Genomic DNA, 14,994 nt, shown 5'->3' with positions numbered 1-14,994 from the left:
GGATCATGTTTGCCATCAACGACGTTTTCCAACCGACAACGCCTTTGCCGAAGATCAACGGCCCGGTACGCGTCATCGAAACGGTAGGGCTCGAAAAAATCATCCTCATCGAGGTCGGAGACGGAGCCAACTCGCTCCCCTTCACGATCGGCTACCGGGACTGGCTTGAGCACCTCAAATCCGACGCGCTGCAAAAAATCACCGACCCTTACCTGATGATTCCTTCCACCCCGGGGAAGCTGCCCAAAGGCGCGACAGAACGCTACAAAAACGTCCTGAAAGCCACGGGGATAGTCGCACAAGCCCCCGCCTCGCTGCACACACGCAAGGCGCTGGCCGCCGCCAATGCCGAAATCGCCAAGGCCATGGGACTCAACGGCAGAACGATCAAGCGCTGGCTCTGTGAATGGCTGCGCTCCGGGCGGAACCCGGTAGCAGTGCTACGGGTATTCCTTGAAGGAGATGCCGACCGGTCCGTGAAACCCCAAGAGCGGGGAAACAAGCGCGGCGTAACCGGGAGGGTTTCGGAGTCGACTTCCGACACGCCGGCCCATGAAGTCATGGACAGCATCGCCAAGGCCTGGAATCTGTACGTCGTAAAGCAGAAGAAGAAATGGAGGGACGCTTACCACGACATGCTCATCGATATCTACAAGATACCCGCCGGAGCCTTCTCGCCAGACGACGGTGGGTACTTCCTGGACCCCGCCCTGATCGACAAATACCGCGCACCAACCTGGCCACAGACTCGGTATCGTTTCCGCCAGCTCAAAAAGGCAGCCTTCCAGCGAGATGCCGAACTGCCCCGCGGCAATCGAGGCAAGGCCACCGATGACGCCTTCGGTCCGGGATTCTTCGAGATTGATGCCACCTACTTCCAGATCCAACTCGTTTCCCGACTGACGAAGGGCAAGCTCGTTGGCAGACCCGCTGTATATCTCATCGTGGACATCTATTCCGGGGCCATCGTCGGCTACGCCGTTACCCTGGAAAACCCAAGCTGGGCGACCGCCGCTCTGGCGCTATATAACTGCTTCAGCGACAAAGGGGCGGTCTTCGAGCGGCTAGGCCTCCCCTACGCAGCTAAGGACTGGCCGTGTCGGGAATTGCCCACTATGCTGCGGGCCGACCGTGCCGAACTCGTCTCGAACATGGGCCAGGAGTTTCCCGCTTCCGGCATTCGGGTCGAGACGCCGCCTCCCATGACACCTGAAGCGAAAGGGACGGTGGAAGGCAAGCATGCCGAAATCAAGAAACCACAGAAAGGCCGCTTCGACCTACCCGGCCGTTTTGCCAAGATTCGCAAGCGTCGCGACCCCGATGGCAAGAAAGCTGCGGCCCTAGACATCCTCGAATTCGAGCGCATTCTGGTCGAAATCATCATGGACATCAATCGCGAACCCGTCGAAGCAAAGCGCATTCCGCCGGATGCGCTGCCGGAAGGGGCGAAAGTGGCAAGTCGCATCGGCTTCTATGAATGGGGTTTGACGCATCGCGCCGGATTCACTCGCGAAATGGGGCCCAACTTCGTCTACGAACATCTCCTCACCACGATGAAGGCAACGGTCACATCCCGGGGCATCCACGCCAAGGGCGAAATCTTCAATTGCGATCGCCTGCGCGAACTCGGCTATCTGGCTGCGGCCATTGACGACAAGGTCAAACTGGCTGTCGCCTACAATCCGCTACTGGCGTCCGAAGTCTACTTCTACGACCGGAAACGCAGCACCTGGACCCCAGCCTTTAATACCGACCCCGAAATTTACCGTCTCAAGGCTTCATTTGCTGAAGCGGAGAATTATCGCGGCTGGCAGGAGGTGCTGACTCGACAGGCGGCCTTCAATGCCCATGGCAAGCGTCGCGAACGCCAGACGTACATTCGTCAGACAATCAAGGATGCGGTCAAGGGAAAGAAGAAAACCCTGATCAAAACCAGTGCGGCCCAAGCCGGAATTCGGGAGAACCGAGCCCAAGAACGGGCCAACGAGCGCTCCCCCGGGTTGAATGGAGCGCTGCCGACGACGGTGCCACCCGAAACCGGCGCCCCTACTGCGGCCAGCACCGTTGTCGACTCGTCAGCCAAACCGAACAAGGCTGACAAATTCAAACAACTGTGGAGCGCAGTCGATGCAATCAGCAAGAACTGAAATCGGCCCAATCTACCGTAGCATCGGCGTACCCGATATAGACGACAACCCGCTGCTCGCGCATTTGCGGCTTCCTCCCGAAAACGACTCCGAAGCATTCCTTGCTCTCGGGCTGCAGGCCAAATTCAACCCCGAAGAGCGCGAATTGCCCACCTCTATACGCCGTCTAAGGGTCAATCGACTGCGGCGCTTTTTCGTCCCGAGCCTGCCAGCCCATCGCCGGGCGCTGATCGGCATTACGTCCCAGATGTTCGACAGCTACATGGCCCGCAATCCGATGACTCCCGAGGGACAAGCCATTCTGTATGGTGGACCGACCAGCGAGCCATTTCGCTCGACCATATCTTTCGTGGCCGGGCATTCGGGAATGGGCAAATCAACCCTGTTGGACCGTATTCTTTCCTACGCCGGCAATCAGGTCTGCCGCCACACCACATTTCGCGAGACAGAATTCCCGGAGACGCAAATCCTCTGGCTGCGACGCAATCTCCCCGAACACTGCACACTCGGCACACTGTGCTCCACCTTTGGCGACCACACCGACAACGTCCTGCGCACCACGCTGTACGGAGGCATATTCAGCAAGCTGAAAGGCGACCGGAGCCTATACCTCAAAGAAATCCGAAAAATTGTCACAAACCACCACGTTGGAATGCTGGTGCTCGACGAATTCCAGAATCTCTCGCTGATGGGCGTGGGAGCAGCAAAGATCATCGCCCTGCTCGTCAATCTGAGAGACGAACTCGGCCTTCCGATCGTGGTGATCGGCACGTACAAGGCGCTGAAGCTCCTTGAGGGAACCATGAGTTCGGCACGTCGGCTTTGCGAAGGTGGCTTTTTCGATCTTGAGCGGCCGATGTCGCACGAGGACGATGCTTGGGATCTGCTCTGCAGCGCCGCCTGGAAATACCAATGGGTACGCAAGCCCGTCGAATACTCCAACGAGGTCGCTGAAGCCCTCTACGACGTCAGCCAAGGCATTAGCGGCATCATGCTTTCGGTCTTGGCCGCCGCTCAACTCGCGGCGATGGAGGACGATGGTGTCGAAACCGTTGATGCCGACTTGATCCGCAAGGTGTATCTGGAACGAATGAGCCCCCTACACCCGGCAATCCGCATTCTCCAGTCGGGAGACCCTCGCCTAATGGATCAGTTCGACGATCTTTACCGGAACGCCTACCCAACCATCGACCGCAGCGAGGACGAGATGGGCGCCTGCGAACATCCCAGTGAAGTGGAAGCTTCGGCCGACTCCGAAGCTCCACCCGACTCCCAGACGCCGAATGCCAAAACCAAGGCAAAACCCGGGCAACGCCCCCTGCAAGGGCCTGAGGCCACATCGGCACTAACCGAAGAGCAGATCAGAAAACTCGTCATGGCCGACTCGATCAACGATCTTCTCCCCCTCCTCGACAGGTGATGAGGCTGCCGGGTTTCCCCATCGCACAACCTGGGGAGACGTTCGCCTCGGTGGCCGCACGCCATCTGGCACGCAGTTCCACTCCTAAGATTCGCCACCTCAAATTGCTCGGGCTGCGTATCGCCTCTGCAAGTTCGCTGATTCCCCACGACCTCCGACATTTCGTGTCGATTCTGCCGCCGGGACATCCATGGGAGGGCGCGCCCAAACGAATTGCCCTAGATCACACGCTCGTTCCGCTCTTTCTGCACTTTTGCCATCCCAAACGCGCTGCAGAAACTCTGACCACTATAGTCACAGGCGAAAGCACAAACCCCGCAGCAACGCTCGGGATCACAGTCAGTCAGGGGCAGAGCATGCTAAATGCCGGCAAGTTCTGCCCGGAATGTCTCGCACATGATCTCAAGACATTGGGCTATCCCGTGCTCTACCGTCAACACCAACCGTCGTTCGTGCGAATGTGTGCGACCCACGCTCGGCCTTTGCATTCAAGCTGCGTGCGCTGCCGAAGCACGCGCAACGCTGTCAGCATGTGGCAGGTCGCAGGCCGTTGTGGATGTAGCGATCCGCTCACCCCCCCTTTGTTCGGAATGGGGCACGATGCCCTAACGGAAGCCAGCTGGCTTTGGTTGTCGAAACAGGTCAGCGCCATCTTAGCCGCACCGATTCCAAGTGAGCCCATTGCTGCCCATCTTTTCTCGGCATTGAGAAACGGTGGTTTTGCGGCGGTGCGTGGCGGCCTTGATTCTGCCGCCATGATCGACGCCCTAATCGACCGCTTCGGCGAACCACTTCTTCGTGAGCTTGGCACTGGCAGCTGGTTCGACTCCCAACCCCACAAACACCGTCCATCACGAACGCTGACACGTAGCGCACTAGATGGCCGGAGGATTCCAAACGTCCTGCACATGTTGCTGCTCACTAGGCTGATAACGCACGACATTGCGACACTCTCGAAACCGATAGCCGCTGAACCAAAGCAAAGGATTAACCGACAACCATCTGGTTACGGGCAACTACGCAGCAACGAACGAACGCGTTTAGACGCCAGAGCCATGTTATCGGCAATCGACTCCGCAGAAGGGAAGATTACCGTCGCCGCCCAGCGCTTAGGTGTTCATTCCTATACACTGGCATCTGTCATGCGACGTCAGGGCATCCGTCTGCCTTTGCCGCCGGCCACTGCGCGGAGGCTTGGCGTTGAGCGCCTCGCCGCCGTTCGCAGTGCATTAAGACAAGGATTGCCGAAATACGAAATTGCGCAGCAGTTCGATGTTTCCGAGTGGTCAATTCTCCTGATTGAACTCGACCAACCGGAGCTTCGAAACGCCCACCGAGATGCCACTATCGCACGACAGCGAGAGAAGCATCGGGAAGCGCTCCACACTTTTCTCCGCAGCAACCCACGCGAGACACGCGATGATTTTGCCAAGAACCATGCCGGCGCATACGACTGGCTAAGGGAATACGACCGGGATTGGCTTGAGGCAAAGCTCCCCGCCCCCGTAAGGAATGCCCACCGAAATACCCGGATAGCGCGCAAGAACTGGCTCAAAATGGACCAAGATGCCGTTGCAAGTATTCGGCGCACTGTGCACGAGGAAATGTGCAAGCCCGATCGCCCGACCCGACTGACGCAGACACGGTTGTTGTCAGCCGCTGGCGCCTTGAGTGTCATGAACCGAAACGCTCAACATCGCTATCCATCTGCGAAGGCTGAAGCTGAGCATTCAGCCGAAACCGAAGAGCAGTTCCGCAACCGAGCGATTCGCTGGGCACTGGACAAGTATGCGGAGCAACGCATCCCAATCTCGATTAATAAGCTACGCCGAGTCGCGCGCTTACCTGCACGACAACTCATTGAACAACGCGACTATGTTGTTGAAGTAGCTGCAGAATTAGGATTGACTTTCGATGCTCGCTGCTCACTTGCCCCTTGGAATCAATAATCAGTGGCCAGCGCATGCAACGCGCTGATGTCGACACACAGACTGGTTTCCGTCCCCATCTGACCTAACCTCAAGGTTAGGGCTCGCTGATGCGAGATATCCTAGAGGCTGATCCAGCACTAGAGGATAAGTCACAGCCATTGACGTAAGTGCCGGAACAGACACCGCCTTCCCAGAGCAGCGAAGAACTGCTTCTATCAGGCAGCAGACTGTTTCCTCGTTCATCTCGATAATGAGCTGAAATCGCATCAAGCGTTTTCCCTTCTCGACGCGCTCAATGGCGCTTATGGGCGGGAAGTGGCAGCAATATGACCCGGCGCGGTGTCCGAAATCAGTCGAACCGGCTCAAAAATTCCTGTAAAAGGTGGGTCAGGCCATATGAGTCGCCATGCCTCTCCCGAATCAATATGAAAAAACCATTTTTCATTCAGCGACGTAGAACTAGCGTATGGCGATCTGACTGCAATCTCTCTCGCGACATTCGCGTTTACTTGCTCATTCATCCACTGTACAAAGCGATTGAATTCCAAGAGACTACGAAAGTCGTTGATTATTTCCCAAGGGCATTTGGTCATTTGATTATCCACGCTGGATTGACGTTCTGAATAAAGATCTGATTGCCACCGCCGACAAGGCCGCCCTGAGGAGCAGCAATGCCTTCGAATATGCGCGTCCCTACTGGAACGTTAATTCTGGCAACGTTCAAAGCATTGTTCCCCCAAGCTGGATTAAGAGCGCTGTCAATAATCGACTGCACAGGCCCTGTTGGCGCGGTACGCGTCCAGTACGCGCCCAACTCTCCTGCCGATCCGCCGTAAACTCGATAGAGGGTAGTAGCTTCCGAAGTTACCGCTTCGGTATATGTTGAACTTCTGAACGTGCTGGCAATTTTCGCTCCCAACGGACCAGGCCCAGTCAACGGATTCCAGCTAAGCCTCTCTGCCGCCCCAACAACAGTTCCCAGCCCTCCCGTCGCAAGTAGTGCTGCTATCGATTCTAATGGATAGGCAGTTGCAATCGCGTCCGCCTTGCCCAACAGCGAGTTGATCTGATTGATGCTGGAGCGCGCATCGGCAGAGCAAGCTCGTGGCGGACTGCAAGAAGCCGAGAGTTCGGTCAACACTTCTTTCAGCATTTTCGAGTCGATCATGACGCTGGCGCAGTTGCCACCGCCAAGCAAGCAGTCTTCCGCTTCTTTCTGTTGGCGTTTATCGATCTCAGCGTAGTCTTTCTTGATCTGCAGCCGCTTTTCGTCCGTGTCGGCCTCGTTCAGCTTTTTTTCTTTGTCTTGGATCTGCTTGAGCGACAGGTAATTGTTCAACGTCTCGTTCTGCGCCGCATTGGCTGCTGTGACTGCGTCATGGCCGGCAGCCTGACTGAAGGCACCAGCAGCCAGCATGCTGGCTGCCTGCAGCGTGACGCTCTGGTTCTGCTGCGCACTCTTCGTGTCACTCCCCCAGCCCGAGCCGTCCTCGCCGCCGATGGCTTTGTCGATCACTGGGTTAAGCAAGGACGCACCGGCCGCGCCGATGGCGCCGGCCACCGCATCCCTACCAGTGGCTTTAGCAGCTAGCGCTCCGACCCCGGCATGGGCCAGCGCACGGGTCGTCGGATCGATATCTTTCAACCCCCCAACGGCATTCGCACCTACCGCCGCCAGATCGCCGACGAAGCTGTTACGAAATGCGTTACCGAAGCTCCCGGCCTGCTCACCATAAACGAGGCGGTTCACGCCGGCATTCACCACCCCCCGCGCAGCCATGCCACCGAGGTTTGCCCCGAAGTTGTCGAAATTGAAGTTAGCCAGTTTTGCGCCGGTTCCCGATACATCCTGCACGCCAGCGATCTGGTTCAGACTTTGGGCCCCCTTGGCGGTGTCGAATACCTTAGCGTTCAGCAAACCGGCAGTCAGTGCTCCGGTGACGCCGCTCTTGAACAACTGCCCACCATTGATGCGTCCCGTCGACAGAATCTGCGAGGTGGCGCTTCCTGCCATACTCGCCAAGGCCCCAGTAGCGGCAGCGTTGGCCGCGCCTCCCACGGCCCAGGCAGAGCCGGAAGACGCCAATGCTTGCACGCTAATACCAGCCGATTGCGCTGCACTACTTGCAATCATTCCCGAAGCCGCGCCAGCGGTGAAGTAGGCGGCGACCATTGCCACCACCATGATCGCGACCTGTTTCAGCCCGCCGTTATTGCTGACGTGCGCCTTCGTGTGGGTGTGATCGTCATTCAGACTCTGGCTGAAATTACTGCCGAGAAGTGCTTGTAGCTTTGCACTCGCATCGTGCCCACCTTCAAAGAACTCGCCGCTGATCGAGTCGACGCGGTTGGCATTGAGGGTGAGCGCTGCCGCACCAACGAAGCCTCCAGGCTGAACGCGATCGCCCCAGACTTCCAAGTAGCCGCCCTTGATATCGGTGGTATAGCGCCCCCACTCCGCACTGCGCTTCTCGTTGACCAGTCGCTCCGTCGTGATACTTAGGTTATTCGCTTGAATGGAGCCCGTGTTACGAATATCGGAGGCGAAGGTCAACGTAGCCTGACCGGCCTCAATTGTTCCGACGCTGGACGTTGCGAGTTCTTGTCGACTGCTCTCCGGCAGGTACACGCGCGGAACCAATGCCGTGTAACGATTTCCGTCTGGCCCCGTAAACGATTGCTCGACGTACCAGAGGATGGGTTCGGTCAGCGCTCGACGTTGTGCATCACTCAGTGCCACGCCGAGATGGATACCTTGCGCACTTGCGAACCGTGCCGCCGCATCCAGAAGTTGTGCACGCTCCGCGTCAACATCTCCGCTCGCCAGAAAACTCGCTTTTCCTGCTTCGGCAAAAGCCGCTTGTCGCAAAGCTTCGCGTTCGAGATAGGCATCCAACAAGAACGAAGTCTGGGTATTGCGCAGCTCGGCAGGCAACAGACTATTGATGCTGCCTGCAGGCAATGGAGTCAGAAGAGCAAGGCGGGACGCACTCGAAAACAGACTCCCTCCAGTGGGCGTAAAGCTCACGCCCGGAGGCAGCGCTGCGGGTGTTGCCAGGTTGGGCAGCCCGAGTTGCCCTACGGTCAACGCAATGTCGGAATGAGGCAGGGTCTGCGGCGGCGTCTGATAGTGGTAATCCGTCAGCCCGTTGGTGAGGTGACTACCCGCCAAAGTGACCGTATTTGAGGCAATCGTGCCGCTATTGACCTGCGTTGGCGCAGTTACAGTGACGCTGTTCCCTGCTTTGACGACCGTGGGCGTGTAAACATTGGCTTGGAGTTTGTGTCCGCCGCCGCCGGCGAATACATTCGCGTAGAAGACATCGTTCTGACTCGCGGCGTTCGAGAAGCTGTTTGCCGTGATCGCGACATCTTGGACGGCAGAGACGAGGCCCGCGTCGTTCGTAAAACTACCGCTCACTTGAGCCGTCAAGTCGCGGCCAGCCGACATAGTGGCTTTCGCACCGTGGCTGGAGACCGTCAACGTGAAGGTCGGATTCCGCAAATCGCTATCACGGAAATAGCGATAACGATTAATTAGGTAGAAGCGACTGTTGTGCCATTGCCAGTCGGGAGTTATTTCATTGAAAAGCTTGCCCTGGACCACTTCGTCGTCGGTCGAAGCAAGCACACGTGCACGGTAGTCATCCATCGAATAGTCGACGGTGACCGTGGATGTGAACGCGCTTTGATTGAGTACGCTCCCAGCGGAAACCGACAGGTCTCGGGTCGCTTCAATCGAGCCGGCGGTGTTCTTCAGCACATCGGCTGCCGCAGTAATGTCTCGCCCAGCTAACAGCAGACCGCTATTAGTCAGCGTGCCGCTTACGCTCAGGTGCAGATCGCGCCATGCCTCCAGAATGTCCTTATTGACGAAATCTGCTGCGTTAACCGTTAGATCCTGCCCCGCTAGAAAGACGGTTTCTGAAGGATTGTGGGTGTAGCTGCCAAAGTTCAGGACAAGGTCTCGGTTGGCAGCAACCGTGCCCCCAAGAGCGCTCGACTGTTGGGTGAATAAGCTCAGGTCACGGCCAGCCAGCAGGTTCCCGCCGGCGTTACTCCCCCCTGCGCCGAAATTGAAGTAGGCATCGTTGGCTGCCTGGATGCGACCACTGTTGCTGAAGCTTCCAGAACGGAACCTCAAGTCAGCGTGACTGGTGATAGACCCAAGGTTGTTTGCCGCGCCAGCAACGGCAAGATCAAGGTTGCCCAAAGTTTCGAGGGTGCCCGCCTGCCGAAAGCTGCCGGCGGTGATCGACAGCGAGCCGGAGCCCCCGGCAGTACCATCATTGGCAAACTCTCCAGCAATAGCGAACTGACTTCCGGCGCTGGCAATCAGAAGGCCATTTGACGCATTGCTGAGGTTGCCGGCGTTCAGCGACAGCAGGCCTGTTGTTGTGAGCGTTCCGTCGTTGTAGAGATTACCGCTCACGTCGATCGTCGAGTTCGCACCACTCTGCAGCGAACCTGTATTTCCCAACGCGGAAGAGTGGATCGCAAGGTCTCCCAAAGCCCCCAGCGTGCCGGTATTCAGAATCAGACCCGCGATTCCGGTTTCCAATGTCAGCGTGCTGCCCGACAGCAAAACCCCCGAGTTGATCAGACTCGAATCGGCCACCAGTGTGGTGGGGCCACTGGGCGTAAACCGGCCCGTGTTGGTGAGAACGTCCGCATAGAGACGAAGAGAAGCCCCCGCCAGTAATTCGCCAGCCGAAAGGTCAAATACTCCCCCCGGGGATCGCACCAGAAGCTCCGTACCCGCCTGAACACGGCCGGATCGATTATTGAAAACCGGCGCAATTAAAGTTGCGGCCCCCTGCGCGACGATTTGTTGATTGCTGTTGTCGAGAACCCCGGCACTCACCGCGACATCTCGTCCCGCACTCATACCTGCATGCGTCAAGGTATCGGCAGCTGCCAGCACGATATCTCGGGCAGCGTCGGCACGCTTGAGAATGAGATCCCCGTTACTGGTGATTCGCAGATCCCCGCTGCTCGCAGCGAGGTTGCTAGCCACCTTGACGCCCATTCCGGCTGAAGTTGCCACCATACGCACGACGCCCGCATTCATTGCGCCGAGCAGGCTGGCGTCGATCGCGAGCTGCGCTCCGATCCCGGCCTGCGTATTGGCACTTCCTTGAGCGAGGATGGCCAGCGATGCGCCATCGACGGTGTTCCGTCCGGCGATGAGATTGAGTGCCCCACTGCCCAGACTGACCTGCCCATCAAGCATTAACGTTTGGGCGATCAAGTCGAGGCGATCGAGCGGCGACGACAGGCCAGCTCCTGAAACGACGACTTGGCCGCCAGCGACCGTGAAAGCTAGCGCAGCTGCAGTATCAAAGGCTGTTGCAGAACCACCCGGGCTTGCGAGGAACTGCGGAGTACCCGTTGTAAGGGTGACGTGCGAGGTGTTGATAAACCCGCAGCCGTTGCATGTCACACCATTCGGGTTGGCGATTACGATCGCGGCCCGGTCCCCGAAAATTGCGATGGGTCCGTTCAACTGACTCGGAATCGCAGTCACCACCTCATTGAGAATGAGACTTGCGCTCCGACCCGACAGATTGGCATTGGCGTCGATCTGGACGCCGAGCGCGTTGGTTGCTGTCACCCGGCTGTTGTTGAGAACAACACCAATGGGATCGACATCGAAGCGGTCGTAACGATTGTGCGAAATGCCCGCGGCGTTGGGCGTCGTGATGTTGACAAGAGGAACGCCCGAGGAAGTCGTCGTGACTTCAGGACGCGTCGATGCAGCGCCAATCGCCGCAGAAATCGGCCCGGCCATGACAAGCCCCGTCGGCGAGCAGACCAACCATGCCGTCAGCAAAGCTGCCGCCAACCTGCGCCAGCGAGGAACGCCCTCGTGGGCGCCATGGAGGTCTGCGTCGGTGAGGAGCCTTTGATCAGGCGCAGGGAAGCGCGCCGCCGGAGCAGTGTTCTCCGAGCTTCTCGGCACTGGGCGCGTAAATATGCGGGCAGACTGACGCAGCATCGAAAAATCCTTGGCTGGGCCGTTCGTGGGGAAGTTCACCACGCGGCTTGATTGAAATGGATCTGGGCGATATCCCGCGGGCTGTCTATTCAATCCGGGCGTTATTCATCAAACGCCCCATGAGGACCGCCGTCGCACGCTCAAGCGCTTGCGCCTCCAGTGCTCGGCGGATCCCTGTCGCGGCGTCCTCGTAGCGAGGCACGGTCGTTGGGCGACGTTCGTCGAGTTGCAGCAGGTAATAGCGCCCATCAATCCCGATCGGTTCGGACGCAATCCCTTTTGGAGGAAGCGCTGCCAGCGCGTTCGCAATCGGCAAAGGAATTCCTTGTGTCAGTCCTTCGACTGCAGGTACGCGAAAGGACACCCAATCGAGTTCTCCGCCGCTAGCCCCGGATGGCAGTGCACTGACCTGACGAGCGATGTCGGCAAAAGACGCCTCGTTTCTTCGGATTTTTGCCAAGGCGCCTTGTGCGTCCTCAAGCGAATTGAGGGCAATGATTCGGGGCTTGTACTCAAACTCTCCCAAGGTCGCGACGATGGCATCGAAGCGTGCTCGAACCGCCGTTTCAGTAACCGGTTCCGGCTTCAAAGCCAATTGCAGGTAGCGCTGAATCATGGCTTGGCGCACGGCTTCGTCTCTCGCAGTTTGAACTTGCGGATCGTTCTGGAGATTCTTCTTGGCAGCCTCTTGTCGCAGGAGCTCTTGAACGATCAATTCGCCGCGAATGACTTGACGTAACTGAGGCCCATCGACGCCTCCGTTCGCAAGGTAAGAGGCAAGGAGACTGTCGAACCGGGGCTGATAGATTGGCTTGCCGTTGACCTTAGCCACGACCGCTACATTGGCGGGTATGTGCGAAGAAGTGGGTGGGGCGCTCTGAGCCCACACGGGGAATGCTACGGAACCGATCACCAGCCCGACGAGAACTGCATTCAAGACCGTCCGTTGGTGCCCCAGTCTGAGGGGATTAAGTATTTCGCCCGATTTGAAACTTCTGTTCATGACTCGCCCCGAAATAACAGAAAAGAACCCGCGCATCGCCCACGTCAGAATTGCGCGGAAAGAAGAAGGTGTAACCGTGCTTCCCGACTGACCCATTCAGGTGCTGTCAGAGGTTTCGCCCACGCCAGATCGGCGTTCAGCCCTTTCCAGTTCATTCGCAAGCCGACGCCGGCAGACGCCAAGTGCCGGTCAACTGGATCGGATAGCAGCCGCGAGACGGATGCATCGAACAACAGGAAGGGATCGACATACACGTTGGATCGCGCTGCTTCACGGATCAACTCGTGACTGAAGGAGAATTCGTTGCGCATATAGGCGCCCCGGTCACCCGACAAAGAACCTTCCTTGAAACCGCGTACTGAACCGGCGCCTCCAAGAAATAGCTGCTCTTGTCCAGGAAGCCCCATTCGCGCGGCCTGTCCGGCGATAACGCTCCTTATGGTCAACCCATCGATTGGTTGCCACGAGAGGTTGGCGTTGGCATCCCATTTTTCGAAATCGTTGTGGGGGGAGGTGCGGGGCAGGTTCGCGATGTCGACGTCGCTGCCAAACATCGCCAGTCCTCTGCTGTAGCCAATTTCAGCACTCAAGACTGTTCGGCTGCCTCGGTAGAGGACGTTGCTGGCGAGGCGCCCCGTAGATTGTTGCTGGGGCTTCAGTTCGATGGTATCGAGGCGCCGCTTGCTCTCTCTCAACGCGACGGTCGAGTCCAAGGCAATGCGGAAGCGGGAATCACGATATATGACCTGATTCCAGCCAACGGTCTGGCTTGATGATTCGCTTCTGAGTTTCGAGACGCTCGGGATCAACCACGTCTCAGACGATGAGCGGGAGTAGGCGTAGCTGAAAGTACCGAAGCCAATAGGCACCGATGTCGAAAGAAGGTCGGAATGACTGTTGCTGGACTCAAGCGTTGTAAACGACCAGGTATCCCAAAGACCGAGGAGATTGTCGAATTCGGCAAGGATCCGCTGGCGGCGCTCCCCTGTTGCGGACTGACCGTAGTTGTCGACACCCGCGCCAACTCGCCAAGACTTTTCAGCGCGAGTATCAATGGCGATGGTTGAGCCACCAGGGGTTTGTCCAGGAAGTATCTGGGCCTCCGCCCGTCTTGAACGCAGGCGATTGATCTGATCGACACCTTGCTCAAGGTCAGCAAGCCGCAGTGAGCCCCCTGACGAAAACGGCAAAGCCACTGTTGAAAGCCATGGAGCAGGTTTCCCATCCACAGCGATCGACTCTATGACACCGGGAATGATGGTGATTTCGAGGCGCCCGGAATGAAGATTCTGCGGGCTCAGATACGCTCTGGTAGTGATGTACCCCCGATCAAGATAGGCCGCGGTAATCCTTTGCAGAAGAAGGTCGATCCGTTTCGCGCCAAGCGGGCGCCCCAAGAATGGCGCAACAAGTTGCTGCTGTTCGTCTTGCGTTAATAACTGGTCGCCGGCAAGGACGATCTCCTTCACGATTACGGTAGGGCCGTCTTCGTCGATCGCATTGACGTTAACGTCCCCGCTGGCGTTCGCAGACTCAACTCGTGTGTTCTCCGTGACTTCTGCCGGAGGCCGCGCCATCAACTCCGCTTTCTCACGGAGCCTTTGTTCGTCCAGCAAACGCAAGCCTTCGTCCCGAACCTGTTGGGCCTGGGCTGTGCCTGAGATGAGCGCGGCGATAGTCAGCGCGCCGAATCGCATAACCGCGAGCCGGTCGGACGAACGGATGTTCGGCGATCGAGGCAAAGCCACCGAGTCGCTTCTGAACATTAGGAATTGACGGACAGGATCGCAGGCCATTTCTGATTGCTTGGTCGAAATGACAAAATCGCGCATTCGACACAAAAATTCAAAAGCGCGATGCTAATGTGGCAAATCCTGAGGCGCAATATCACCTTAGATATAACGGTTTGGGACGACTTTTTGCCTAGCGCTCCAGCCGTTTATCGAGATCTTTTCTGTATGCTGACGCGCGCAACCCACAAAAAAGCCCACCTGAATCAGGTGGGCTTTTGATCTTCCGAACTGCTCTCAGATCGCGAAATCTTCCTTGTTCTTTCCCTCGAGCCAGGTCGGCGCCCGTCCGCGCCCACTCCAGGTCTTTCCGGTTACAGGGTCCCGATACTTCGCCGCAACGGCAGACTTGCCGCCCTTCGGCTTGCCGAACAACTCGTCAGGTGTCACCTCGAAAGATTCGATGACCGTGCGAACGTAGGCGATCGCCTCTTTGCGCTCTTTCTGCTTGATGGCTTCAATTTGCTTTTCCAACTCTTCTTTTTGGGCGATCAGTTCAGCGAGCGAACTCATATATACCTTTCTGCATAGAGGGGTGAAAAATCCATAAAAGGCTGCCGAAGGGACAGCCTCTGTAAAGCTGCGATCTTCGGCGAAGAGGATACCGAGTTGACCTGCCTGAATTCTCCGGACCACTTATTCCTGGAGAACGGCCTCCGGTTGGGTGGTTGATAAACAGGCATTCTTGAACGCCGCTGGCGTCTG

General features: G+C 57.6%; 7 protein-coding genes. 3 read left to right on the top strand and 4 right to left on the bottom strand.

Annotated elements, in window-relative coordinates; translation table 11 throughout:
- The first annotated feature begins 5 nt into the window (after positions 1 to 5).
- The 3 genes from GGD90_RS15770 to GGD90_RS15760 are packed head-to-tail and all read left to right on the top strand — an operon-like array spanning position 6 to position 5,516.
- Positions 6 to 2,147 (top strand): hypothetical protein, encoded by a 2,142-nt coding sequence (locus GGD90_RS15770; RefSeq protein ID WP_184415253.1) that lies wholly within the window; start codon positions 6 to 8, stop codon positions 2,145 to 2,147.
- The gene (locus tag GGD90_RS15765) at positions 2,128 to 3,567 is read left to right on the top strand and encodes an ATP-binding protein (protein WP_184415251.1); all 1,440 of its coding nucleotides are present in this window, start codon (positions 2,128 to 2,130) and stop codon (positions 3,565 to 3,567) included. Before GGD90_RS15770 ends, GGD90_RS15765 begins: the two co-directional genes overlap by 20 nt.
- Positions 3,567 to 5,516, top strand: coding sequence for a TnsD family Tn7-like transposition protein (locus GGD90_RS15760; RefSeq protein ID WP_153117663.1), 1,950 nt, complete (start codon positions 3,567 to 3,569; stop codon positions 5,514 to 5,516). The genes GGD90_RS15765 and GGD90_RS15760 overlap by 1 nt, the downstream gene beginning before the upstream one ends.
- A gap of 571 nt (positions 5,517 to 6,087) precedes the next feature.
- Here the strand turns inward: GGD90_RS15760 and GGD90_RS15755 are convergent.
- The 4 genes from GGD90_RS15755 to GGD90_RS15740 all read right to left on the bottom strand — a co-directional run bounded on the left by GGD90_RS15755 (position 6,088) and on the right by GGD90_RS15740 (position 14,802).
- Positions 6,088 to 11,289, bottom strand: coding sequence for a two-partner secretion domain-containing protein (locus tag GGD90_RS15755; RefSeq protein WP_184415250.1), 5,202 nt, complete (start codon positions 11,287 to 11,289; stop codon positions 6,088 to 6,090).
- Positions 11,290 to 11,581: 292 nt separating this feature from the next.
- Positions 11,582 to 12,499 (bottom strand): peptidylprolyl isomerase, encoded by a 918-nt coding sequence (locus GGD90_RS15750; protein WP_184415247.1) that lies wholly within the window; start codon positions 12,497 to 12,499, stop codon positions 11,582 to 11,584.
- A gap of 44 nt (positions 12,500 to 12,543) precedes the next feature.
- A complete protein-coding gene (locus tag GGD90_RS15745) occupies positions 12,544 to 14,331 on the bottom strand; it encodes a ShlB/FhaC/HecB family hemolysin secretion/activation protein (RefSeq protein WP_153117660.1) in 1,788 nt (595 codons plus the stop codon).
- 195 nt (positions 14,332 to 14,526) lie between these two features.
- Complete coding sequence (locus GGD90_RS15740) at positions 14,527 to 14,802, bottom strand: H-NS histone family protein (RefSeq protein WP_153117659.1); 276 nt, start codon at positions 14,800 to 14,802, stop codon at positions 14,527 to 14,529.
- Positions 14,803 to 14,994 lie beyond the last annotated feature (192 nt).

This window comes from Rhodocyclus tenuis (assembly GCF_014197755.1).
GTDB classification, from domain to species: domain Bacteria; phylum Pseudomonadota; class Gammaproteobacteria; order Burkholderiales; family Rhodocyclaceae; genus Rhodocyclus; species Rhodocyclus tenuis.
Note: the sequence above shows the minus strand (reverse complement) of the source record. Positions and strands in the feature narration are given on the sequence as shown.

What these genes read in the sequence shown, in the direction of transcription:
- GGD90_RS15765 (WP_184415251.1), top strand. Translation starts at nt 2,128, where the DNA reads ATGCAATCAGCAAGAACTGAAATCGGCCCAATCTACCGTAGCATCGGC.
- GGD90_RS15745 (WP_153117660.1), bottom strand. Translation starts at nt 14,331, where the DNA reads ATGCGCGATTTTGTCATTTCGACCAAGCAATCAGAAATGGCCTGCGAT.
- GGD90_RS15760 (WP_153117663.1), top strand. Translation starts at nt 3,567, where the DNA reads ATGAGGCTGCCGGGTTTCCCCATCGCACAACCTGGGGAGACGTTCGCC.
- GGD90_RS15770 (WP_184415253.1), top strand. Translation starts at nt 6, where the DNA reads ATGTTTGCCATCAACGACGTTTTCCAACCGACAACGCCTTTGCCGAAG.
- GGD90_RS15740 (WP_153117659.1), bottom strand. Translation starts at nt 14,802, where the DNA reads ATGAGTTCGCTCGCTGAACTGATCGCCCAAAAAGAAGAGTTGGAAAAG.
- GGD90_RS15755 (WP_184415250.1), bottom strand. Translation starts at nt 11,289, where the DNA reads ATGGCCGGGCCGATTTCTGCGGCGATTGGCGCTGCATCGACGCGTCCT.
- GGD90_RS15750 (WP_184415247.1), bottom strand. Translation starts at nt 12,499, where the DNA reads ATGAACAGAAGTTTCAAATCGGGCGAAATACTTAATCCCCTCAGACTG.